The sequence below is a fragment of the Vibrio sp. CCUG 15886 genome (genome assembly GCF_028570825.1).
In the GTDB taxonomy this organism is placed as follows: domain Bacteria; phylum Pseudomonadota; class Gammaproteobacteria; order Enterobacterales; family Vibrionaceae; genus Vibrio; species Vibrio vulnificus_B.
Map to the genome: position 1 here is coordinate 11893 of NZ_JAQQBT010000023.1, position 22222 is coordinate 34114.

The 22222-nt window shown below is 48.4% G+C and carries 21 protein-coding genes; 12 read left to right on the forward strand and 9 right to left on the reverse strand.

Annotation, left to right across the window (positions count from 1 at the left end):
• The first annotated feature begins 106 nt into the window (after window positions 1–106).
• Window positions 107–1267: a multidrug effflux MFS transporter gene (locus PQQ36_RS21005; protein ID WP_045623530.1), complete on the forward strand. Its 1161-nt coding sequence runs from the start codon at window positions 107–109 to the stop codon at window positions 1265–1267.
• 94 nt (window positions 1268–1361) lie between these two features.
• Complete coding sequence (gene tsrA / locus PQQ36_RS21010; RefSeq protein ID WP_011079001.1) at window positions 1362–1646, forward strand: H-NS-like global regulator TsrA; 285 nt, start codon at window positions 1362–1364, stop codon at window positions 1644–1646.
• Window positions 1647–1682: 36 nt separating this feature from the next.
• On the opposite strand, the gene PQQ36_RS21015 is transcribed toward tsrA, so the two are convergent.
• From PQQ36_RS21015 to PQQ36_RS21030, 4 genes are all read right to left on the reverse strand, one after another.
• On the reverse strand, window positions 1683–2129 hold the full coding sequence (locus tag PQQ36_RS21015) for a DoxX family protein (protein ID WP_013572613.1): 447 nt from the start codon (window positions 2127–2129) through the stop codon (window positions 1683–1685).
• Entirely contained in the window at window positions 2122–2895 is a 774-nt protein-coding gene (locus PQQ36_RS21020) for an HvfC/BufC N-terminal domain-containing protein (protein WP_225471015.1), read from the reverse strand. The genes PQQ36_RS21015 and PQQ36_RS21020 overlap by 8 nt, the downstream gene beginning before the upstream one ends.
• An 11-nt stretch (window positions 2896–2906) precedes the next feature.
• A complete protein-coding gene (bufB, locus tag PQQ36_RS21025; protein WP_225471014.1) occupies window positions 2907–3782 on the reverse strand; it encodes an MNIO family bufferin maturase in 876 nt (291 codons plus the stop codon).
• Window positions 3783–3899: 117 nt separating this feature from the next.
• Window positions 3900–4160, reverse strand: a complete 261-nt coding sequence (locus PQQ36_RS21030; protein WP_011078997.1) for a BufA1 family periplasmic bufferin-type metallophore — start codon at window positions 4158–4160, stop codon at window positions 3900–3902.
• 265 nt (window positions 4161–4425) lie between these two features.
• On the opposite strand from PQQ36_RS21030, the gene uvrD reads away from it, so the two are divergent.
• A complete protein-coding gene (gene uvrD, locus PQQ36_RS21035; protein ID WP_011078996.1) occupies window positions 4426–6600 on the forward strand; it encodes a DNA helicase II in 2175 nt (724 codons plus the stop codon).
• Window positions 6601–7292: 692 nt separating this feature from the next.
• Here the strand turns inward: uvrD and PQQ36_RS21040 are convergent.
• The 3 genes from PQQ36_RS21040 to rarD form a co-directional block, all read right to left on the reverse strand.
• Complete coding sequence (locus PQQ36_RS21040; protein WP_273662509.1) at window positions 7293–7964, reverse strand: LysE family translocator; 672 nt, start codon at window positions 7962–7964, stop codon at window positions 7293–7295.
• A gap of 87 nt (window positions 7965–8051) precedes the next feature.
• Window positions 8052–8849, reverse strand: a complete 798-nt coding sequence (locus tag PQQ36_RS21045; RefSeq protein ID WP_273662510.1) for an AraC family transcriptional regulator — start codon at window positions 8847–8849, stop codon at window positions 8052–8054.
• Window positions 8850–8922: 73 nt separating this feature from the next.
• Window positions 8923–9837 carry an EamA family transporter RarD gene (gene rarD / locus PQQ36_RS21050; RefSeq protein WP_039554980.1) on the reverse strand — a complete coding sequence of 305 codons (915 nt, stop codon included), beginning with the start codon at window positions 9835–9837 and terminating at the stop codon, window positions 8923–8925.
• A 181-nt stretch (window positions 9838–10018) separates the two neighbouring features.
• Between rarD and recQ the strand changes: the two genes are divergently transcribed.
• The 3 genes from recQ to PQQ36_RS21065 all read left to right on the forward strand — a co-directional run bounded on the left by recQ (window position 10019) and on the right by PQQ36_RS21065 (window position 13110).
• The gene (gene recQ / locus PQQ36_RS21055) at window positions 10019–11854 is read left to right on the forward strand and encodes an ATP-dependent DNA helicase RecQ (RefSeq protein ID WP_039554979.1); all 1836 of its coding nucleotides are present in this window, start codon (window positions 10019–10021) and stop codon (window positions 11852–11854) included.
• Window positions 11847–12161, forward strand: coding sequence for a DUF3630 family protein (locus PQQ36_RS21060; protein WP_011151399.1), 315 nt, complete (start codon window positions 11847–11849; stop codon window positions 12159–12161). The genes recQ and PQQ36_RS21060 overlap by 8 nt, the downstream gene beginning before the upstream one ends.
• A 277-nt stretch (window positions 12162–12438) precedes the next feature.
• Window positions 12439–13110: a 7-cyano-7-deazaguanine/7-aminomethyl-7-deazaguanine transporter gene (locus PQQ36_RS21065; protein ID WP_130193092.1), complete on the forward strand. Its 672-nt coding sequence runs from the start codon at window positions 12439–12441 to the stop codon at window positions 13108–13110.
• A gap of 80 nt (window positions 13111–13190) precedes the next feature.
• Here PQQ36_RS21065 and gppA read toward each other — a convergent pair whose 3' ends face one another.
• Together gppA and rhlB are read right to left on the reverse strand one after the other, a co-directional pair.
• On the reverse strand, window positions 13191–14684 hold the full coding sequence (gene gppA / locus PQQ36_RS21070; RefSeq protein WP_011078989.1) for a guanosine-5'-triphosphate,3'-diphosphate diphosphatase: 1494 nt from the start codon (window positions 14682–14684) through the stop codon (window positions 13191–13193).
• 7 nt (window positions 14685–14691) lie between these two features.
• Complete coding sequence (rhlB, locus tag PQQ36_RS21075; RefSeq protein ID WP_013572600.1) at window positions 14692–15999, reverse strand: ATP-dependent RNA helicase RhlB; 1308 nt, start codon at window positions 15997–15999, stop codon at window positions 14692–14694.
• Between the two features lie 111 nt (window positions 16000–16110).
• Here rhlB and trxA point away from each other — a divergent pair, with 111 nt between their 5' ends.
• The 6 genes from trxA (at window position 16111) to fre (ending at window position 21934) form a co-directional block, all read left to right on the forward strand.
• Window positions 16111–16437, forward strand: coding sequence for a thioredoxin TrxA (gene trxA / locus PQQ36_RS21080; protein ID WP_011078987.1), 327 nt, complete (start codon window positions 16111–16113; stop codon window positions 16435–16437).
• Between the two features lie 198 nt (window positions 16438–16635).
• Window positions 16636–17895: a transcription termination factor Rho gene (gene rho / locus PQQ36_RS21085; protein WP_011078986.1), complete on the forward strand. Its 1260-nt coding sequence runs from the start codon at window positions 16636–16638 to the stop codon at window positions 17893–17895.
• 103 nt (window positions 17896–17998) lie between these two features.
• Entirely contained in the window at window positions 17999–18991 is a 993-nt protein-coding gene (locus tag PQQ36_RS21090; protein ID WP_225471013.1) for a hypothetical protein, read from the forward strand.
• Window positions 18992–19083: 92 nt separating this feature from the next.
• The gene (gene ubiD / locus PQQ36_RS21095) at window positions 19084–20937 is read left to right on the forward strand and encodes a 4-hydroxy-3-polyprenylbenzoate decarboxylase (RefSeq protein ID WP_085760624.1); all 1854 of its coding nucleotides are present in this window, start codon (window positions 19084–19086) and stop codon (window positions 20935–20937) included.
• Window positions 20934–21206 carry a 2Fe-2S iron-sulfur cluster-binding protein gene (locus tag PQQ36_RS21100; protein WP_011078983.1) on the forward strand — a complete coding sequence of 91 codons (273 nt, stop codon included), beginning with the start codon at window positions 20934–20936 and terminating at the stop codon, window positions 21204–21206. The genes ubiD and PQQ36_RS21100 overlap by 4 nt, the downstream gene beginning before the upstream one ends.
• Before the next feature lie 14 nt (window positions 21207–21220).
• Window positions 21221–21934: an NAD(P)H-flavin reductase gene (fre, locus tag PQQ36_RS21105; protein WP_039554963.1), complete on the forward strand. Its 714-nt coding sequence runs from the start codon at window positions 21221–21223 to the stop codon at window positions 21932–21934.
• The last annotated feature ends 288 nt before the right edge of the window (window positions 21935–22222 follow it).

The following is a 22222-nucleotide window of genomic DNA, read 5'->3' on the forward strand; positions in this document are numbered from 1 at the left end:
TATACATCATTTCCGTTCATATCACGAGGCGGTTAAACTCTCATCAAAGTTCTTGTTCAATTTGGAGTGTTTTGTGTCAGGTCAGAGCCAAACCAGTAAATTACAAATGGCGTTGTTAACCTTGCTTGTGTTGTTCAGCCCGTTGGCAATTGATATTTATCTTCCCGCGTTGCCACTTATTTCCAATACCTTTTCGGTTGAACACGCATTAGCACAAGACACGATTACTTGGTTCCTATTTGCGATGGGCGTCGGTCAACTGTTTGCCGGTCCGTTAGCAGATAAACTCGGACGTCGAACTGTTGCATTGGGCGGTATCACCATCTATGCACTGAGCGCTTTATTGGCGTGGAGCGCGCAGAATATTGAATGGTTGTTGGTATCCCGTCTGCTACAAGGCTTAGGTGCGTGTGCGACATCGGTAGCAGCCTTTGCGACAGTTCGCGATATTTTCGGCCCAGAGAAGAGTGGCAAAATGATCAGCTATCTTAACGGGGCCATTTGTTTCATTCCTGCGCTTGCCCCCATTCTGGGTAGCTGGCTAACCCAGCAGTTTGGCTGGCGCGCTAATTTCAGTTTTATGGCGGGCTTTGCCGTTGTCGTTGGCACGCTGATGCTGTTTAACATGCGCGAGACCAACCCGGCAACGGAAAAACAAGCGGTGTTTAAACTTAGCCGCTACTGGGCCGTGTTGAGTACCCCTTCATTTGTTTTCCATGCCACGCTGTGTTTGCTGGCGATGGCGGTGATCCTTGCTTACGTGACTTCGGCACCTGTGGTGTTGATGGAAGGGCTTGGCCTAACCATGAACCAATTTACTTTCTGGTTTGGTATCAACGCGGCGATCAATATCGCGGCTTGTATGCTGGCACCTAAGTTCATGGATAAATGGGGTACCCACAATACACTGGTGGTGGGCGTGGTGACTCTGGCGATTGCTGGCGTTGTCATGTTGGTGATGGCAGAAACCGCGACGCCATTTGCCTTTATGTTGCCTATCTTCCTGTCATCCGTCGGCTTTGCTTGGATTCTTGGTGCCGCCGCAGGTAAAGCGTTAGAGCCATTTGGCGATAAAGCGGGTACGGCCGCCGCACTACTGGGCTTATTCCAAATGAGTGGCGCGGGTCTGTTAGTGGGCACCATGCAGCGTTTTGCGTTAGAACCTCAACTGATGATTGCGATTCAAATGTGGCTGCTGGTTCCGGCATTGGTGATTCTGTTTTCAAAATTGGGCCGCCAGTGGCATAGCAAAGGTGTGGTGGCTTAACCAGGTAACGCCAATTTAGAGTTTTACTGTATGGCGAAGCCGTGTATATTTGTCGCTCACTCCACCATTCGACACTTAACGGAATTGATAGGTAATGTCGTTAACCACATATGAAATGGCTCGAATCCTTGAACAAATGGAAGAGTCACCAGAGAAAATTATGTTCGGCAAGTTGCTCGTTGAACTGGGCAATCAAAGTGAAGAGCGTATTCGCAGTGCAGCAAAACAGGTGCCACTGCATGTTCTCAGAGATATCGTTTATCAGTTTCAGCAGGTTATCAATTCTCGGAAAGGAGAGCAGGTTGAATCCATGGCGAAAGAGCTTGCCGAGCAAGGTATTTCCGCTGACGAGCTGCTTGCTTATCTACAGAACAAATAAAAGAATCCCCGCCAATTTGAGCGGGGATTTTTCTTTCTAGCGTTTCTCTATTTCTTGGCGAAAACAGTGATCGAGCGAAATTCGCCCCGCGCCCCAAAGAAACGTCATCAGCAGCATCAACCCCCATAGTTGATGATCGTAAAACCCTTTCTCCCACAAAAGCGGGTAGGAGATCACGGCCATCGCGTTAAAGGCAAATAGCACTAGGCTGGTGATGCGGGTGAACACGCCGAGGGCGAGTAAGATCGGTAAGCTAAGCTCGGCCGCCGTGGCGAGATAAGCGGCCAACTCCCAGGGTAAAATAGGCACCTGATATTCCAACTCGAACAGATAGAGAGTGCTATCCCATGAGGCGATTTTGCTTAATCCAGCATTGAAGAAAACCCACGCCACCCAAAGGCGACAAAATAGTAATACTCCGGGCACCGCCCAAGATTGTAAGTGGGTAACGGTAGTGTCATAACGATTCAGCCATTCACGCATCGGAGCCTCCTTGTGGTGCGAGAGAAAAACCCGCGAAAATACCCAGTTCGAACAGAAAAGCCAGTTCAGCAAGCAAAGGTGCGGGTATCTGTGCGAGGGGAAGTGGTTGTTCAAGCAAACAGACCAACTCGTATTGTGCGGGCGTCATCGTTATGCAGCGCGGCGGTGTTGCTTGATGGCAGAGCAATATCCCTTGCTCGCTTTGCGCAATCTCAAGTTGATCGAATTGCTGTGTTTCAATCGCCGTAAAGAGTGAAAAAACGGCGTAGGGGGAACGAAAAGCCGTGCAACCGGGAAAAAGGTGCAGCACCAACGCCTGATGCTGTGCTGGTTCGAGTTGTGAAAGTTGCTCTAGGGGTTGCCAGTATTGCGGCATCTGGAACTCATTTTGTTGCTGTTGGCTTTCATCGAGCTGATCTTCCAAGCGCGCAAACTCAACACAGTAGGGTACCGCTTGGCTCACATTGGGGAAACGCTCTAACGTCTTGGCAAATCCCCGCCCGTATTGCGACACATCCCCAGTGTGTAATGGCACAGAGAGTACGTGTTGGCGCGCCATTTGCTCGAAGCATTCTTCTCCCAACAACGCTAAGGTCTTGGGGTAAGTAAGTGCTAACACTTCATTGAGACTCATGACAAAGTTATTGCGGTAAATTTGTATCCGCTGTTCGGCACTGAATTGGTCACTGACAATGCCGCAGGACTCAGCACTGGCTTGATAATGTAGTGCTTGGCGAAACTGGTGTTGAAATTCGGCGAGTTGCATTTGACCTCCTGTTAACCTAACGCTAATGAAGGGGGCATTGGGTTGGTATGAAGCAGAGACGCTCGCAACAGAGTGTCGGCTTTTTTTGCTTCGTTGAGCAGCACATCGACGGGGGGCAAATCCAAATCCCACTCAATCAAGGTGTGTCGGCTACCGTGCTGGGCAATCCACTGCTGATACAATTGCCAAACTTCGGCGGACACTGGCTGGCTATGGGTATCAATCCAGATCTCGCCTTGCTCTAATGGTTTGATGGTGAAGCCGGCAAGGTGAATTTCGTCAACGCACGCTGCTGGTATCGCCTCAAGGTAGGTTTGGCAATCAAAACCATGGTTAAACGCAGAAACATAGACATTGTTCAGATCGAGCAATAAGCGGCAATCGGTACGACGCTGCACCTCAGTCAAAAACTGCCATTCACTGATGGTGGAATGTTGATACTTGAGATAGCTGGAAGGGTTCTCAATCAAGATTGGCCGTTTTAGTGCGTCTTGCACATGCAGTACGTTACGGCAAAAAACCTCGAGTGCTTCCTCTGTGTAGGGCAAAGGCAGCAAATCATTAAAGTAGTGGCCACCGTTTTCGCTCCAGCTGAGATGATCCGAAACCAAAAAAGGTTGTAAGTCATCAACCAACTGTTTTAAGCGTAATAAATGTTGTGGATTAACCCCAGCCACAGAGCCGAGTGACAAACCAATCCCGTGGCAACTGATTTGGTAATGCTCCGCCATTTGGTTGAGTTGCTGGCGGTGGAAAGAATTGGGTTGGAAGTAATTTTCGCTGTGGATCTCCAACCAAGACAACGCAGGTCGATGGTGATGAAAATGATCATGATGGGGCAGTCTAAGCCCAACACCAATATGGGGATGAAACTCAGTGTTCGACATCGTTAGACTCCCTACGGCAAAATTTGCGGACGGTGTGACATGAGGTGAGAAAGGAGGAGCACGGTTGAGCCTCTGTGCTCCTGCTGTTTTGCGGTGGTGTTCACCTCAATAAGGGGTTTAAGAAGATTGTGTATTACCACCGGCCAATTTGCCGCATAAGCCTTTAGGAACAACCACGAAAGCGTCTTTTTGGTTGTCTTCTTTTGCCGTACCAGCGCAAGAGCTGGTTTTGGTGGCGCAGTCATTTTTGCCCGCTTTAGCCACGCCGTAGCATTTCTCTTTTTCTGCCGCCATTGCAGGTGCCGCAGTCAGCATAGTGCCACCCATTGCGATTAAACCGGTAACAACAGCAGTAACAGCAAGATTTGATTTTTTCATGGTTCTTTCCTCAGACTGATTTTCCTTTACTTATTGAGCTCGTGCTTCCGAGTGGATTCACTTGCTTGGTTAAAAGGACAGCAAGTTGCGGGAAAAACTTTCAAAAAAATGGCGATTATTTTTTATAAATTCATCGCGCCTGTAACTATCTCTATGATTTGTAATGGGTTGATGCCTTTTTCTTAAATTGCAATTTAGCCTGAAAAGCGAGCACGGTTTAGGTTATAATCCTTGTCTCTGTATAAATAACCAGTAGCTTCTTATCATGATCGATCCTTCACTTCTTCTCGATGGCTTGAACGACAAACAGCGTGAGGCTGTGGCCGCACCTTTGGAAAACTTGCTGGTGTTGGCAGGCGCAGGCAGTGGTAAAACGCGCGTTCTTGTGCATCGCATTGCTTGGCTAATGTCAGTCGAGCAGGCTTCGCCGTTTTCTATTATGTCTGTGACCTTTACCAATAAGGCGGCGGCGGAGATGCGCGGTCGAATCGAAGAGTTGATGATGGGCAGTGCGTCGGGCATGTGGAATGGCACCTTCCACGGTATTTGCCACCGCATTCTCAGAGCGCACTATCTGGATGCCAAGCTGCCGGAAGATTTCCAAATTATTGATAGCGACGACCAACAACGTTTGCTTAAGCGACTGATCAAAGCACAAAACCTGGATGACAAACAGTGGCCAGCGCGCCAAGTCGCTTGGTGGATCAATGGCAAAAAAGACGAAGGATTACGCCCTGCGCACATCGATGCCTACCACGATCCCGTGACCAAAACCTACCTACAGTTGTACACCGCCTATCAAGAAGCGTGTGATCGCGCAGGCTTGGTCGACTTTGCGGAGATCTTGCTGCGTGCGCATGAGCTACTGCGTGAAAACAAATTTATCCGCGAACACTATCAAGCGCGCTTTAAACACATCTTGGTGGACGAGTTCCAAGATACCAACAACATTCAATACGCTTGGCTGCGAATGATGGCAGGGCCTGAGTGCCATGTGATGATCGTCGGCGATGATGACCAGTCGATTTACGGTTGGCGTGGCGCGAAAGTGGAAAACATTGAAAAGTTCACTCTTGAGTTTCCGAGCGTCAACACCATTCGCCTCGAGCAAAACTACCGTTCGACCAAAACCATCCTAGAAGCCTCAAACGCCTTGATTGCCAACAATACCGAGCGTATGGGTAAAGAGCTGTGGACCGATGGCGTCGAAGGTGAACCGATCTCGATTTACTCCGCTTACAACGAATTGGATGAAGCGCGTTTTGCGGTGAACAAAATCAAAGAGTGGCAAGACAAAGGCGGCGTGTTGAACGACGCAGCGATGCTTTATCGCAATAACGCCCAGTCGCGTGTACTGGAAGAAGCGTTGATTCAAGCGGGTTTGCCTTATCGCATTTACGGCGGGATGCGATTCTTCGAGCGCCAAGAGATCAAAGATGCATTGAGCTATCTGCGCCTCATCGCCAACCGCAATGACGACGCGGCCTTTGAACGTGTGGTCAATACCCCAACGCGTGGCTTAGGGGACAAAACGTTGGAAACGGTGCGTTTTGCCGCGCGCGATCGTGGCTGCACCTTGTGGGAAGCCAGTATCGCTTTGATCGAAGAGAAAGTGTTAACGGGGCGTGCTGCTGGTGCGTTAAGTCGCTTTATCGAGCTGATCACGGCGCTGGAAGACGACAGCTTTGAAATGCCACTGCACATTCAAACCGACCATGTGATCAAATCCTCAGGCTTGTACACCATGTATGAGCAAGAGAAAGGCGAGAAGTCCAAGGCTCGCATTGAGAACTTGGAAGAGCTGGTCACGGCGACACGTCAGTTTGAAAAACCGGAAGAAGCCGAAGAGATGAGTTTGCTCACTGCTTTCTTAACCCATGCCGCTTTGGAAGCGGGTGAAGGTCAAGCGGACGATTTCGAAGACGCGGTACAACTGATGACCTTACACAGCGCCAAAGGATTGGAGTTCCCATTGGTGTTTATGGTGGGCGTGGAAGAAGGCATGTTCCCGAGCCAGATGTCTGCCGAAGAAGCGGGCCGCTTAGAAGAAGAGCGCCGTTTGTGCTACGTGGGCATGACTCGAGCAATGCAGAAGCTCTATATTACCTACGCTGAAATGCGTCGTTTGTATGGGCAAGACAAATACCATAAACCATCACGTTTTATCCGAGAGCTGCCGGAAAGCTGCTTGGACGAAGTGCGCATGAAAGCGCAAGTCAGCCGTCCTGCCAGCAGTGGTCGCTTTAGCCAAACTGTGGTCAAAGAGAGCTTCAATGAAACGGGCTTTTCGCTCGGCTCTCGTGTGCGTCACCCGAAGTTTGGTGAAGGGACGATCATCAACTTTGAAGGCAGTGGGCCACAAAGTCGCGTTCAAGTGGCCTTTAATGGGGAAGGCATTAAGTGGTTGGTGACCGCTTACGCGAGGTTGGAAAAACTGTGATGGTTTATCGATCCCCAATCTATCTGCAAACGGCGCTGAAGGCGCCGTTTTTTATGTCTCAGTGAGCGGGAACAAATAGCAAGCAAAGAAAAACCCCGAGGGCTTACGCCCTTCGGGGTTATGGTCTTACTTGCAGCAATCCAGCTACTAAAGTGCTCCCTGCATCAAATCCTTGATAGTATGCTGAATCCGTCAGCTTAATCCTTTCGTCGCCTTCCTAGCGGTGTCCTTGACCTATCCTGGTCTACCAACAATCCTCGTTGGCTCACATCACTTGTTCCCTGAGCGGTGTCCCTGACATCTTCCTGATGTTCAGTCCTTGCCTCATCCAGAGGTGTCCATTGCCTTCCTTAGTAGTAACCATCCTAGCTACTATTGCGTCCGTTCAATGTCCAATTTGCTTTCCATGCCGACTATTCATCCTGAATAACCGTATCTTCTTCCTGAAGATGACCTAATCCGTAGTCATTTCCTGTTCCGTGTCAGCATCCTTCCGACGTATTCATAGTAACTTTTTCCCCAGCACCAACAACGGATCCAGCGCACATTTCTACATGCATAACATGGCTAAAAAGCATGCATATTAAATTAAATCATAAGGTTAGTGTTATTTTTACTCCAGTGTCTTACATAAAAAACGACATTGGCTTACTTGTTTGTGAGAGATCTCTTACACGGCAACGAGCAAAAGGCTATGCAACTTGGCTGATGACTTGATGAATCACCGTGTTGTAGAGGATGCCTGCGCCAATTAAGCAGAATAAAACGCCGCAAATGCCATCAATATAGACACTCGCTTTGTGTAAATGCTGTTGCATTCGGCGACCAGAGAGCGCCCACGCTAAGCTGGCAAACCAAAGAAATGACAACGCAAATAAAATCATCACCGCTGTGGCCTTGCCTGAGAGCGACATGGTTGCTGGGATTAAGCTCGATAGCAGGCTGACAAAAAACACTAACGCCTTGGGATTGAGAATGTTGGTGGCAAAGCCTTTGAGAAAAGCTTGGCGTTTCGTGTTCGGATCGTCCTGCCGTTGAGTGGCGGTGGGATTCACCGATGGCTGACGCCAATGACGTAATACGGAACGCAACGCGCCAATACCCAAATAGAGCAAATAGCTGCCACCCAGCAGTTGCAATAAGGCATACAACATCGGTTGCTGGTGGACCAAGTAACTCACGCCCGTCAGGCTTAATAGAGAATGCAGCAAAATGCCAACAGACAAACCGAGGGCAATAAAAAGGCCCGTTTGGCGGCCATAGCGGCTTGCGTTTTGCACGACCAGTGCCACGTCTGGGCCGGGACTCATCAAAGCAATAAAGTGGACGCTTGCCAGCGTCAGTAAAATCGTCAGTTCGTTCATGAGTGTTTCTCGTGCATCATCAAAATCGAGTGTAGATTGTCTCGGGTTGTGCGACTTTGCGCTTGTAAAAAACTGACACAGGCAGCACTAACGTACAATTTGCGAGGGGGTAATACCGTAGGTCTGTTTGAAGGCTTTGCTGAAATGTGCTTGATCGTAGTAGCCAATTTGGTAGGCCACCTCAGTGCCGGATTGGCCCGCTTGGAGCAGCTTCATCGCTTGTTCTAAACGTAAGCGGCTCAGCCACGCATAGGGTGTCATGCCCATCCTCGCTTTGAACTGGCGCTGAAATTGAGTGGGGGAAAGTTGGCAGAGTTGTGCCAGTGTTTCTAAGCGCACAGGTTGATCGAGATTCGCCAGTAGAAACTCTTTGAGTGTCGCCTGCGATTGCTGACCCAGCGGTACGGCTTTTTGGCGGCAAGTGGATCCATAGCGATCAAAAAGGGTGCTAAATCCTTCAAATGGCAAACAATCTTGGGCGAGTTGACTGATGTTTTTGCTGCGCAACCAAGCATGCAGGTTACGAAGTTGTGAAAAAACCACAGGATCGGAGATGATCAACTGATTAAAGCTGATAATTTGACCATTTTGCTTAAGATCGGCGAGATCGCTTAACAGATGAGGTTCGATCGCAAAGACATTCACCTGATAGCCTTCTTGTTGTTTGGAATGGCCATCGTGCAGCTCGTCAGGAGGCATGATGACAATCTGCCCATGACCAACGTGATGATGACAACCCTGTGAATGGAACTGCTGTTCGCCATGAGTAATCAGCCCGATATGGAAATCCAGATGATAGTGCCGTGAAAAGGCAAACTTCTGATACTTCGCATCAATCAGGCTGAGCTTGTCATCTTGTGTTGGGATGTAGTGGATCTGCTCCATAGAGTACAAAAAAGCTTGGTCAGTTTGTGACCAAGCTTAGCGAGCTCAATGGCATTTGTCTTGTAAAAAACGATCAGTGGCTGAGTGCGGTTTTTCGGCTATTGCGGCGATAGCGTAAGCCATCGAAACTAAATACCACGAGTGCCCCCCAGATAAAGGCGAAGGTGAGCGCTTTGTCACTGGTGAAGGCTTCACCGTAAATCAACACGGCCAGTAAGAACATCAAACTTGGGCCTATGTATTGGAAAAAGCCTAAGGTGGACAACTTGAGTCGAGTTGCGGCGCCAGTAAAGCAGAGCAAAGGCAGCGTCGTAACCACGCCTGCAGCAATGAGCAGAAGATTGAGCTGGCTAGGGTTGACCAACATATTAGAGGTGGGGGTGTCGGCAATAAACAACAGGTAAATCGCTGCGGCTGGCAGCATCACCAAGGTTTCAATGAACAGTCCGGTTTGGGCATCGACGCTGACTTTTTTACGCAGCAAACCGTAGAAGCCAAAGCTAAAGGCGAGGGCAATCGCGACGATTGGTACCGAACCAAAGACGATAAGCTGCACCAGCACGCCACAAGCCGCTAAGGTGACCGCAAACCACTGCAACTTACGTAATCGCTCGCCAAGAAACAGCATGCCGAGCAACACATTGATCAGTGGGTTGATGTAATAGCCAAGACTGGCATCGAGCATGTGGTTGGCATTGACCGCCCAAATAAAAATTAACCAGTTAGCGCCGACTAAAATGGCGGTCGTGACCAGATAGAGCATTTTGCTCTTGCTGGTTAAAACGTCGCGCACGGTGCGCCAATGACGGCCAAAATGGAGCAGGGCGGCGAGCAAGAAAAAAGACCACACCACGCGATGGCTGAGTATCTCGAGTGGAGAGACCACCGCGAGCGACTTAAAATAGATGGGCGCGATGCCCCACATGGTATAAGCACCTAAGGCGAGTAACACCCCTTGGCGTGCTTTTTGTTGTTCTTCTGCGGTCATTGAACGATAGCCAACTTAGTTATCAAGGATGGGTCAGTATAAGAGCGAGGTCCGGAATCACCTAGTATTTTGCGGTTTAATTCACCATCAAACGCCATTACAATGTGCCCTCATTATCTTGGGCATTTCGCAATATTGAGTGCTTTCGAGACCACCATCAAGACCAATACTGAGACTGTTCATGACTTCCACGCTGCTTGCCGACCCTTCCGATGCCTCGATGACGCCCCAAAGCGTCTTATCACAGGTGTTTGGCTATCAGACCTTCCGTGAGGGGCAGCTGTCGGTGATCGAGGCGGCTGTTGAGGGAAAAGACAGTTTGGTGGTCATGCCCACCGGTGGCGGTAAATCGCTGTGCTATCAAATTCCTGCTCTGGTGCGTTCGGGCATTACTTTAGTGATCTCCCCTTTGATTTCGCTGATGAAAGATCAGGTTGACCAACTTAAAGCCAACGGTGTGGCGGCAGAATGTGTCAATTCGACCTTATCACGTGACGCTTTACTCAGCGTCTACAACCGCATGCACGCGGGACAGCTCAAATTGGTGTACGTTTCACCAGAGCGGGTGTTGATGCGTGACTTTATTGAGCGGCTGGAAAATTTGCCCTTGGCGATGATTGCTGTCGATGAAGCGCACTGTATCTCTCAGTGGGGACACGATTTCCGCCCCGAGTACGCCGCGTTAGGGCAATTGAAGCATCATTTTCCTCACGTGCCGTTTATGGCGTTAACGGCCACGGCAGACGACGCGACGCGCAAAGACATTTTAAGTCGCTTGCATCTTAATGAGCCTCACGTGTATCTCGGCAGTTTTGATCGCCCCAACATTCGCTATGACCTAGTGGAGAAGCACAAGCCGGTCTCTCAAGTGATTCGCTATTTGGAAAGCCAAAAAGGGAATTGCGGCATTATTTATTGTGGTAGCCGTAAGAAAGTCGAAATGCTGACCGAGAAACTGTGCAATAACCATATTCGAGCAGCGGGTTATCACGCGGGAATGGGCGCGGATGAGCGCGCTTATGTGCAAGAAGCGTTTCAGCGGGATGATATCCAGATTGTGGTGGCGACAGTGGCCTTTGGTATGGGGATCAACAAACCCAATGTGCGCTTTGTGGTGCATTTCGATATTCCACGCAATATCGAATCGTACTATCAAGAGACGGGTCGAGCAGGGCGTGATGGCCTGCCCGCCGAAGCAATGATGCTCTACGATCCGGCAGACATCACTTGGTTGCGCCGCATGTTGGATGAGAAAGACGACGGTCCGCAAAAACAAGTGGAAAGTCATAAGCTCAATGCCATGAGTGCCTTTGCTGAGGCGCAAACCTGTCGCCGCCAAGTGCTGCTGAACTATTTCGGTGAATACCGCGAGAAGCCTTGCGGCAATTGCGATATTTGCTTAGATCCGCCGAAGCATTTTGATGCGACGGAAGAAGCACGCAAAGCGTTGTCGTGTGTTTATCGCGTTAATCAGAGTTTTGGTATGGGCTACGTGGTGGAAGTGTTGCGCGGGATGCAAAACATTCGTATCCGGGAACATGGCCACGATAAGATTTCGACTTACGGTTTAGGGCGCGATCACAGCCATGACTATTGGGTGAGCATTTTTCGCCAACTGATCCATAAAGGGCTGCTGTTTCAAAACATCACCCGCAATTCGACTTTACAGTTAACCGAAGAAGCAAGGCCATTGCTGCGTGGTGATATGACGTTGGAGCTGGCGGTGCCACGTTTGGATACTGCCGCGCGCAGTGCCAAAGCAGATAAGCTATCGAACAAACATTACGACAAAAAGCTGTTCGCCAAATTGCGTAAGCTACGCAAATCGATTGCCGATGAGGAAGAGATCCCACCGTATGTGGTGTTCAGTGATGCCACGCTGATCGACATGGCTGAAATATTGCCGACCTCATATGGTGAAATGCTCGCGGTGAGCGGCGTCGGGCAGCGCAAACTAGAAAAATACGCGGATCCGTTTTTAGATTTGATTCAGGAGCACATCACTCATTATGGATGAGAACAACAAGGAATTTGGTTTAACGGAGTACATGGCGCAAGAAGGTCGATTGTTGATTCGCACGCCACGCTTTAATCTTGATACCTTTCCCGCGCTGGCTGAGCGGCTTCTCAAACTGTTGTCTGCTCAAGTGGTGGAAAAACAGTGGGATGGCGACGTGCACAGCTGGTTGGTCGATTTTGAAGAGACACATCTGTTCCTGAAAGCGGAACATTACAGTGAGGCGGTGTGGTTTGAGTCATTAACTGTGGATGATAGCCGAGAGGTAATGGACTACTTAGCCCAACTTTTTGCCAAAGGTTTTTAGGTGCGAAATCTTTCATTTTCAAAGGGATGTTTCACATGAAACATCCCTTTTTTATCGATGCATTTTGGCTCGGCTAGCGGCGAAATGCTGTTCAATCGTTTGCGTGCCGCTCACTGCTTGTACTCGATATTGATTAATGTATAATCGCCCGCCGCTTCATCGGCAAAACGATGAACGGAAACATTTTCATTTTACATTGTTGGTAAGAGTGGTTTTCCTGTTGGAGAAGACTCGATTTGGGTTCCCTCGCCCCCAAACCAAACTAAAAAGGTATCGCATGAGTAACTTTACCCCTGCGCAGCAGCGCAACGCCCTTATCTATTTGACCCTGTTCCATCTGGTCATCATCGCTTCGAGCAATTACCTTGTTCAGCTACCGTTTACCATTTTTGGTTTTCATACCACTTGGGGCGCTTTCACCTTTCCATTTATCTTTCTTGCGACCGATCTCACCGTCCGCATTTTTGGTGCCAAGTTGGCACGTAAAATCATATTCTTAGTGATGATGCCAGCGTTGGTTGTCTCTTACGCGTTATCGGTATTGTTCTTTGAAGGGCAGTTCCAAGGCTTTGCTCATCTGGGTGAGTTCAACTTATTTGTTGCACGCATCGCGATCGCCAGCTTTATGGCGTATTTGCTAGGGCAGATCCTCGATGTGCACGTCTTCAACCGTCTACGCCAGATGAAACAGTGGTGGGTCGCACCGACTTGCTCGACGCTATTTGGTAATGCGTTGGATACGTTGGCGTTCTTTGCTATCGCGTTTTATCAAAGCCCAGACGCGTTTATGGCGGAACACTGGACGGAAATTGCGCTGGTGGATTATGGCTTTAAACTGGTGATCAGCTTGGGTCTGTTTGTCCCTATGTATGGCGTGCTATTGAATTACTTGATTAAGAAGTTGACCGCGGTGAATCCTCACTTTACGGTTGCTTCCGCATCACGTTAATGGCCAGTTGCTCTCATTTCGAGTGGCACAAACAAAAAATCCCGAATCATCATGGTTCGGGATTTTTTATTCTCTGTGAGCTAGCGACTTTCTATAACCAAAGGCCAGCCAATGTCGGTTTGGCGGTTGGCTTCCAGTTCCAGTTCCGCTGCAGTGAGTGGATTGTTTTCCAACCATTGCGCATCAATCGCTAAAGTGAGTTTGTCACCCTCAGCACTCAGGGTCACCTCAGGCTCTAAGGATGGCTGACGGCGATGCGACAATATCACGGCCAAGCGTAATAAACGCAGCAGGCGCTTGCCGCTGTTGCCAGACAGTGCATGCTGTTCTGGGAGCGAGGTTAAGCCTTCACGATAACGACGGGCAATTTCACCCATTAAGAATTTCTGTGCGCGAGTAAACCCAGGAAGATCCAGATGCTGCATCAGATACGCACTGTGCTCACCACCTTTTTTGAAATCAATGGTCAACCCAATTTCATGCAGTTTGGCTGTGGTCTCCAGCAACATGGCCCCTTGTGGTTCAGGGATCCACATCACGTCGCCCACTTGTTGCAGCAGCTTTAAGGCCAAATTCGCGACTTGCTGACCATATTGACTGTCGAGCTGGTAACGACTCTGGATGCTACCAATCGTGCGTGCTCGAATATCATCTTGGCGTAACTCACTCATCATCTCGTATGCCAAGCCTTCACGCAAAGCACCGCCAGCAAGCGTCATGGCGTCGATTTCCAGCAATTCGAAAATAGCAATCAAAATCGATAAACCACTAGGGAAGACCAGTGCTCTTTCGAGGGTTAATCCTTCAATTTCAAGTTCTTCGAGATGATCCGCAAGCATGGCTTGTTTTTGTAAGCGCTTAAGCTTAGCGTGGGTAATGACCTCGTCCATGCCTTGCGCCAACATGATTTCCTGCAGCGCTTGTACGGTACCGGAAGCGCCCACACAAACATCCCAACCGAGTGATTTGTATTGCTCCAGGATCGGCAATAAGGTTTGCTTGGCCCCTTCAATGGCGGCCTCAAAGTTGCGTGCACTGAGTTGGCGATCTTTGAAAAAGTTTTCCAGCCAAGTTACGCAACCCATCTTGAGGCTCGTCAGCGCTTTGGCTTCAAACCCCTCACCGATGATCAGCTCGGTGCTCGCACCACCAATATCCACCACTAAGCGTCGGCCGCTTCCCCCAGAGGTGTGCGCCACGCCTTTGTAAATCGTCGCGGCTTCTTCTTCCCCAGAAATGACTTCAATCGGGTGGCCAAGGATTTGATTGGCCTTTTGCAGAAACAGATCGACATTAGTGGCGGTGCGCAGTGTGGCTGTGCCAACAATACGAATGTGCTCTGCGGGAATATCTTGCAACCGTTCCGCAAATAAGCTCAGGCAATCCCATCCTCGCTGCATCGCTTCTTTACTGAGCGCATTGTGTTCATCAAGCCCAGCGGCAAGACGCACTTTGCGTTTGATTTTAGCCATAGTTTGAACGCTGCCATCGATATGACGCACTACGAGCATATGAAAACTATTCGACCCGAGATCGATGGCTGCATAAAGCGGAGAATTGCCTGCCTGACTCATAAACGGTTTACGCTTCCTTGTGTTGACGCGGTTGTCGTGGACGACGGTTGTTTGACTTACGATCACCTGAACGTGCACCGCCAGTGTTCGTGCGGCGTTGCTGATTACGCGCAGAAGGTGTACGGACTGGCGCTGGTAGATCTTGGATCAAGGCACTTGAATCGTAATCCGAGACCGGAATGGTGTGCTCAATGTATTCTTCAATTGCTGGCAAGTTGATGGCGTAGTCTTCACAAGCAAAGCTGATCGAGTGGCCACTTGCCCCAGCACGGCCAGTACGGCCAATACGGTGAACGTAGTCTTCACAGTCATCAGGTAAATCGTAGTTAAAGACATGCGTTACTTGCGGTATGTGCAGGCCACGAGCTGCCACGTCGGTTGCCACGAGGAGATCTACAGAGCCTTGAGTAAATTGCTCAAGAATCTTTTCGCGTTTCTTCTGTGGAACATCACCAGTGAGCAGGCCAACACGGTGACCATCGGCAGCAAGATGAGCCCAGATGGATTCACACTTATATTTAGTGTTAGCGAAAATAATCGCGCGATCTGGCCATTCTTCTTCAATCAGTGTTTGTAGCAGCGCCATTTTGTCTTCATTAGAAGGGTAGAACAACTCTTCTTGAATACGGTGGCCAGTTTTTTGTTCAGGCTCAACCACAACGTGCTCTGGGTTATGCATGTGCTCAAACGCCAACTCTTGCACGCGGTAAGAAAGCGTTGCCGAGAACAACATGTTCAGACGCTCTTGTGGTGCTGGCATACGGCGGAACAAGAAACGAATGTCTTTAATGAAACCCAAATCGAACATGCGATCGGCTTCATCAAGCACAACCGCTTGAATGTTATTGAGGTTAAACACACGCTGCTTGTAAAAATCGATAATACGACCAGTGGTGCCGATCAGAACGTCAACGCCACCTTGTAGCTTGGCTAACTGCTTATCATAGCTTTCACCGCCGTAAGCGAGGGCTGCTTTGATGCCAGTACTTGCGATTAGAGGCTCAGCATCGTTGTAGATCTGAATCGCTAACTCACGCGTTGGCGCCATGATGATGGCTCGTGGCTGTGTTGGCTGACGGCCTTCGTGTGCAGGAGTGGTCAACAAATGGTTAAAGGTAGCAGTGAGAAACGCGAGCGTTTTACCAGTCCCGGTTTGGGCCTGGCCTGCGATGTCTTGGCCGGAGAGCAGTACCGGCAACGCCAAGGCTTGGATAGGGGTACAAAACTCAAACCCTTTTTTTTCCAATCCTTCAACAACTTGGGGATTTAAACCCAAATCGGCGAACTTTTGCTCTGTGATATGCGTCTTTTTCATGGCTATAGAATATCAGCTAAAGCTTGCATTAAGAAAGCAAATACATTCCAATAGAGCATCAAATTACTGGTTATCATCCAACCAGTTTCGAAAAACACATTGGAGTGGAAGATGAGTGACAAGATTTTGCAGCTGTCTGACGAAGGTTTCGAAAACGACGTTATCAACGCTGCAGGCCCAGTACTAGTTGATTTTTGGGCAGAATGGTGTGGTCCTTGTAAGATGATTGCCCCAATCCTGGACGAAATCGCAGAAGAGTACGAAGGCAAACTCACTATCGGCAAACTGAATATTGACCACAACGCGGGCACACCACCTAAGTTTGGTATTCGTGGCATCCCAACCCTGCTGCTTTTCAAAAACGGCAGCGTAGCTGCGACGAAAGTGGGCGCACTGTCAAAAACTCAATTGAAAGAGTTTTTGGATGCGAACCTATAATCCATAAGTGATTAGTAACAAAACCGTGCAATATCAAAATGCGCGGTTTTGTTTTTTTCAAACTCTGGACTAGAGTTTTATTTAGTGCTAATTTATCGCACGTTAATTAAACAACTTTCTCTTCTTGGTCGATCCTGAGACCAAATCCATCTTAACTAGAAAACAGATCTTATTTTGACTAAACAAGAATCCACCACCATGAACCTTACCGAATTGAAAAACAAACCGGTATCAGACCTGGTCAAGCTTGGCGAAAGCTTGGGTCTGGAAAACCTGGCGCGTTTACGTAAACAAGACATCATCTTCGCAATCCTCAAAGCGCACGCGAAAGGCGGCGAAGATATCTTTGGCGATGGGGTTCTGGAAATTCTGCAAGACGGTTTTGGTTTCCTACGTAGTGCAGACAGTTCGTACCTAGCTGGTCCGGACGATATCTACGTATCACCAAGCCAAATTCGTCGTTTCAACCTACGTACTGGTGACTCGATTGCAGGGAAAATTCGCCCACCTAAAGATGGCGAACGTTACTTTGCACTGTTGAAAGTCAACACGGTTAACGATGATAGACCAGACAACGCTCGCAACAAGATCTTATTTGAGAACTTGACGCCGCTGCACGCGAATGAGCGTATGGTGATGGAGCGTGGTAATGGTTCGACAGAAGACATCACAGCGCGTGTATTGGATTTGGCATCGCCGATTGGTAAAGGTCAACGTGGTTTGATTGTTGCTCCGCCAAAAGCGGGTAAAACCATGCTGCTACAAAATATTGCGCAGAGTATCACTTACAACCACCCTGAGTGTGTGTTGATGGTTCTACTGATTGACGAGCGTCCAGAAGAAGTGACCGAGATGCAGCGTCTAGTGAAAGGTGAAGTGGTTGCTTCTACTTTTGATGAGCCAGCATCTCGCCACGTTCAAGTTGCAGAAATGGTTATCGAGAAAGCGAAGCGTCTCGTTGAGCACAAGAAAGATGTGGTGATTCTACTTGACTCAATTACTCGTCTTGCTCGCGCATACAACACCGTTGTCCCTTCATCAGGTAAAGTACTGACAGGTGGTGTGGACGCAAACGCATTGCACCGTCCAAAACGTTTCTTCGGTGCGGCGCGTAATGTTGAGGAAGGCGGTAGCTTAACCATTATCGCGACTGCGTTGGTTGACACAGGTTCTAAGATGGACGAAGTGATCTACGAAGAGTTCAAGGGTACCGGTAACATGGAACTGCATTTGAACCGTAAGATCGCGGAAAAACGTGTATTCCCTGCGATTGACTTCAACCGCTCTGGTACTCGTCGTGAAGAGTTGCTAACGAAGCCAGATGAACTACAGAAAATGTGGATTCTGCGTAAGATTGTTCATCCTATGGGCGAAACAGACGCGATGGAATTCCTCATCGATAAGCTTGCGATGACGAAAACCAACGATGAATTTTTTGACGCAATGCGCCGTCAATAAAAGACTCACTTTAAGAAAACGCCACTCACTTCGAGTGGCGTTTTTGTTTGCATTTAGCTGAATAACTGTTCAGAATGGATTTGAATGTTAACAGGAGGTTAATATGCAACATGGATTGTTGTCGTCGCTACTCCTCTCTTTATCACTGTTTTGGATGCCGCAGATTGCGTTGGCGAAGGAAGTGCCAGCCGACACGGTGCAGCAGTGGCTTCAAGATCAACAAGTCGAGAGCAAAGTCTCTGAACTTTTGGATTATGCACTTCGCGACAAAACAAATGAGCTGAAGTTTTCTTTAGAACGATTGGCACTCCCTCAACAAGAAGTGGTGCGTTATGTCTTGCTCGATAAGCTTGAGAAAAATCAAGTGATCTTAACGCCTCGGATGGCGCTTTTTGTCGAGTCACAAATCAAGCAAACACCAGCTTACCAAGTGGTTGAAAAAGGGGATGGTTACGAGTTTACTGTCCCTGCGTTTAACTATCCTGCCATTGCCAGTCGACTTATCAAACGTTGGAAACAAGACCAATCCACGTTGGAGTTCATTTTATTAGCGGAGCAAGGAAAGTTTGATTTGCAGACGTGGCTCTCAGGCTCTACTCATCAGGTTCAATTGCGCGAATCTTTGCTACTCAAAGAGTTGGACAGTTTATCGCCAGAAGCGTTAGATCGATTAGTGAATCAATTAGTCGATAAGCCCATCACCACTTGGTTACCTTCTTCCGCCGTCGTCGTGCGTTTTGCTCAAGTGAGCGAGCGTCCAGATGTGTATCATCTATTGTGGCGGATGAAAGCGGATCACAACAGCCAAGCAGAGTTAACACGTTTGGCGTCTATGGGAGATGAACAGGCGTTGCAACAAGTGATGGCGGCAGCGTTGAATCCAAGCCTGAAAGAACAAGCGATTCAGGCGCTGGCAAGTAAACATCCGCTCTCCCAAGACGTGAAGCAGTTTCTTATTACGAGAATGGCTCTGCCTGATGAGGCTGCGCTAGTGGCAAAAGAACTCAGTAAACAAGGTCATGAGGGATGGTTGCAAGAGGTATTATCGGGTGGCTACCCGGTTAAGCGTCATCTCATCGCACAAGCTTTAAAATAAAAGTTGCAAAATAGCCTCACAAAATTAGCGGATCCTATCGAAATGCGTTTTGTTATACTGCCTCAAGTTTACCCACTTCATGTAGAAGGCCTATGAGTTTTAAGGATTTACGCGACTTCCTCAATCACCTAGAGAAGAAAGGGCAATTAAAGCGCATTACCCACCCAGTTGATCCCGCTTATGAAATGACCGAGATCAGTGACCGAACACTGCGAGCGGGCGGCCCGGCTTTACTGTTCGAAAACCCAATTGGTTACGATATCCCAGTGTTGACAAACTTATTTGGTACCGCTGAGCGCGTTGCGATGGGGATGGGAAGAGAACAAGTAAAAGAACTGCGTGAGGTTGGGCAGTGGCTTGCCTATCTCAAAGAACCTGAGCCACCTAAAGGTTTTAAAGACGCTTTGGATAAGCTGCCTGTGTTCAAACAAGTTTTAAATATGCCTGTGAAGCGTTTACGCAAAGCAGCATGCCAAGAAGTGGTTTGGCAAGGTGAAGAGGTTGATCTGGACAAGATTCCCGTGATGAGCTGCTGGCAAGATGATGTTGCGCCACTGTTAACTTGGGGATTAACCATTACGCGAGGTCCCCACAAGAAGCGCCAAAATTTGGGGATCTACCGTCAACAGAAAATCGCAAAAAACAAAATCATCATGCGCTGGCTAGCACACCGAGGTGGGGCTTTGGATCTACGTGACTGGATGGAAAAGTACCCCGGAAAACCTTTTCCTGTGTCGGTTGCATTCGGTGCGGATCCTGCCACGATTCTAGGGGCGGTGACACCAGTACCAGATACACTTTCGGAATATGCTTTTGCAGGTCTCTTGCGTGGGAGTAAAACCGAAGTGGTTAAGTCCGTCAGCAATGATCTCGAAATCCCCGCGAGTGCAGAGATTGTGCTCGAAGGCTATATCGACCCAAACGAGTATGCCGATGAGGGGCCTTATGGTGACCATACTGGCTATTACAATGAAAAGGAAAAGCACCACGTTTTTACCATCACGCATATTACGATGCGTAAAGAGCCTATCTATCATAGTACTTACACCGGTCGCCCACCAGATGAACCCGCGGTATTAGGGGTGGCCCTCAATGAAGTTTTCGTGCCAATCTTGCAAAAGCAGTTCCCTGAAATAGAAGATTTCTATCTGCCACCGGAAGGGTGCTCTTACCGAATGGCTGTCGTGACGATGAAAAAGCAATACCCAGGCCATGCGAAACGCGTGATGATGGGCGTTTGGTCTTTTTTACGTCAGTTCATGTACACCAAGTATGTAGTGGTGTGTGATGAATCAGTGAATGCGCGTGATTGGGATGATGTCGTTAAGGCGATGACGGAAAATATGAACCCAATACTCGACTCTCTATTTATTGAGAGCACGCCGATAGATTCTCTCGATTTTGCCTCACCTGTGGCTGGGTTAGGTTCAAAGATGGGCCTAGATGCCACCATAAAATGGGAGGCGGAGTTAGCATTGCAAGGGGCGACGGTGTCCACAGAGTTTGCGTCGCAGATTGGTATCGATGTGAATGCTCTTAAAGCGGTCCATCCTCTAATATCAGATATCTATGTGCCAGCGGTTGCGAGTGGTCAGTTTATAGTTGTTAAAATCAATAAAACCCATGCTGGGCAATGCAAAGAAGTGGTAGAAAGCTTATGGCAAGTCGGGAGCGTTAAACAGCGCAATAAATTTATCGTGGTGTGTGATGACGATGTCAAAGCCGATGATTGGCATGACATCATCTGGGCGATCACTACGCGGATGGATCCAGCACGCGATACGTTGAAGATAGACGGTAGTGAGAGTTGTAGCGCTAAATTGGTTTTTGATGCCACCAATAAGTACCCTGAAGAAATCACGAGAGAATGGGGAAAACCGATTAAAAAAGATCCTAAACTTGTGGCTAAAGTCGATGCGCTTTGGCAGGAGTTCGGTATTCTATGAGCCATATGGTACGCCTTCTTCCTATGGATATCTCTTTTGTCGTTAGAGAAGGTGAAACGGTTTTGGACGCTGCGCTCAACAATAACATTGCGTTTCCAAACCGTTGCCAAATGGGTTCATGTGCCATGTGCATGTGCCGAAAAGTCTCTGGAGAGATTCGTTATCAACTAGAGCCACTATTAACTGAACAAGAACAACGACAAGGCTGGATATTTCCTTGTCTGGCCTATACAGAAAGTAATTTAGAACTTACCTTCGCCGAAGAGTAAGTCAGAGGAATACCATGACAATTCAATGTAAAGTAAAGTCGATTAAGCCACTAGCCAGCAACACTTACCAGATCCTATTGCATCCTGAAAACCCAGTCTCCTTTAAAGCAGGTCAATATCTCATGGTGGTGATGGGCGAGAAAGACAAGCGTCCATTTTCCATTGCCAGTAGCCCTTGTCGTCACGAAGGGGAGTTAGAGTTACATATCGGTGCGGCCGAACATAATGCCTATGCACTTGAAGTGGTGGAGGTGATGCAGAATGCATTGGATAACGATAGCTATATTGATATCGATGCACCACATGGCGATGCGTGGATCCGTGAAGAGAGCGAAAGACCGATGTTACTCATTGCTGGTGGAACGGGTTTTAGTTATGTACGTTCTATTCTCGATCACTGTATCGCGCAGAATAAGCCAAACTCAATTTATCTTTACTGGGGAGCTAGGGATTATTCACAACTTTACGCGAGCGAAGAGTTGGCTTTGATTGCCAGCCAAAATGCGAATGTGCATTTTATTCCCGTCGTGGAAGAGTCTCCTGCGAATTGGCAGGGCAAAGTGGGTAACGTATTACAAGCCATCCACGAGGATTTCAGTAGTTTGGAAAACTACGATATTTACATCGCAGGTCGATTTGAGATGGCTGGCTTGGCAAGAGAGCAATTTACACAGCAAAAACAAGCTAAGCGTGAAAGAATGTTTGCTGATGCATACGCCTTTATTTAAGTTTGTCCTATCATTTACCCCATCTTATTAGTCGCGAAAGGGGGTGTTTTGCTCTCTTTTGCGCCACATTGTTGGCTTTGTAATCAAACAAACGCTTTTGGTGACTTTTTTTCAAATTAGGGGTTGCCAATAAAACTGCCTTCCCTATAATGCGCATCCACCGACACGGCAGACAGCGTAAGGCTTCAGCAAGGTCGGGTGAGGCAAAAGTTTCTGAGAAAATAAATTTGAAAAAGTGTTTGACTCTTCAAATTAACTCGCTAGAATGCACCTCCGCTTTGAGAGAAA

Excerpts from the sequence above, each read along its gene's own strand:
- uvrD (WP_011078996.1), top strand. The coding sequence starts at position 4,426 with ATGATCGATCCTTCACTTCTTCTCGATGGCTTGAACGACAAACAGCGT.
- PQQ36_RS21030 (WP_011078997.1), bottom strand. The coding sequence starts at position 4,160 with ATGAAAAAATCAAATCTTGCTGTTACTGCTGTTGTTACCGGTTTAATC.
- recQ (WP_039554979.1), top strand. The coding sequence starts at position 10,019 with ATGACTTCCACGCTGCTTGCCGACCCTTCCGATGCCTCGATGACGCCC.
- PQQ36_RS21020 (WP_225471015.1), bottom strand. The coding sequence starts at position 2,895 with ATGCAACTCGCCGAATTTCAACACCAGTTTCGCCAAGCACTACATTAT.
- PQQ36_RS21015 (WP_013572613.1), bottom strand. The coding sequence starts at position 2,129 with ATGCGTGAATGGCTGAATCGTTATGACACTACCGTTACCCACTTACAA.
- fre (WP_039554963.1), top strand. The coding sequence starts at position 21,221 with ATGACAATTCAATGTAAAGTAAAGTCGATTAAGCCACTAGCCAGCAAC.
- rhlB (WP_013572600.1), bottom strand. The coding sequence starts at position 15,999 with ATGAAAAAGACGCATATCACAGAGCAAAAGTTCGCCGATTTGGGTTTA.
- trxA (WP_011078987.1), top strand. The coding sequence starts at position 16,111 with ATGAGTGACAAGATTTTGCAGCTGTCTGACGAAGGTTTCGAAAACGAC.
- gppA (WP_011078989.1), bottom strand. The coding sequence starts at position 14,684 with ATGAGTCAGGCAGGCAATTCTCCGCTTTATGCAGCCATCGATCTCGGG.
- rarD (WP_039554980.1), bottom strand. The coding sequence starts at position 9,837 with ATGACCGCAGAAGAACAACAAAAAGCACGCCAAGGGGTGTTACTCGCC.
- PQQ36_RS21045 (WP_273662510.1), bottom strand. The coding sequence starts at position 8,849 with ATGGAGCAGATCCACTACATCCCAACACAAGATGACAAGCTCAGCCTG.
- tsrA (WP_011079001.1), top strand. The coding sequence starts at position 1,362 with ATGTCGTTAACCACATATGAAATGGCTCGAATCCTTGAACAAATGGAA.
- ubiD (WP_085760624.1), top strand. The coding sequence starts at position 19,084 with ATGAGTTTTAAGGATTTACGCGACTTCCTCAATCACCTAGAGAAGAAA.
- PQQ36_RS21060 (WP_011151399.1), top strand. The coding sequence starts at position 11,847 with ATGGATGAGAACAACAAGGAATTTGGTTTAACGGAGTACATGGCGCAA.
- rho (WP_011078986.1), top strand. The coding sequence starts at position 16,636 with ATGAACCTTACCGAATTGAAAAACAAACCGGTATCAGACCTGGTCAAG.
- PQQ36_RS21100 (WP_011078983.1), top strand. The coding sequence starts at position 20,934 with ATGAGCCATATGGTACGCCTTCTTCCTATGGATATCTCTTTTGTCGTT.
- bufB (WP_225471014.1), bottom strand. The coding sequence starts at position 3,782 with ATGTCGAACACTGAGTTTCATCCCCATATTGGTGTTGGGCTTAGACTG.
- PQQ36_RS21065 (WP_130193092.1), top strand. The coding sequence starts at position 12,439 with ATGAGTAACTTTACCCCTGCGCAGCAGCGCAACGCCCTTATCTATTTG.
- PQQ36_RS21040 (WP_273662509.1), bottom strand. The coding sequence starts at position 7,964 with ATGAACGAACTGACGATTTTACTGACGCTGGCAAGCGTCCACTTTATT.
- PQQ36_RS21090 (WP_225471013.1), top strand. The coding sequence starts at position 17,999 with ATGCAACATGGATTGTTGTCGTCGCTACTCCTCTCTTTATCACTGTTT.
- PQQ36_RS21005 (WP_045623530.1), top strand. The coding sequence starts at position 107 with ATGGCGTTGTTAACCTTGCTTGTGTTGTTCAGCCCGTTGGCAATTGAT.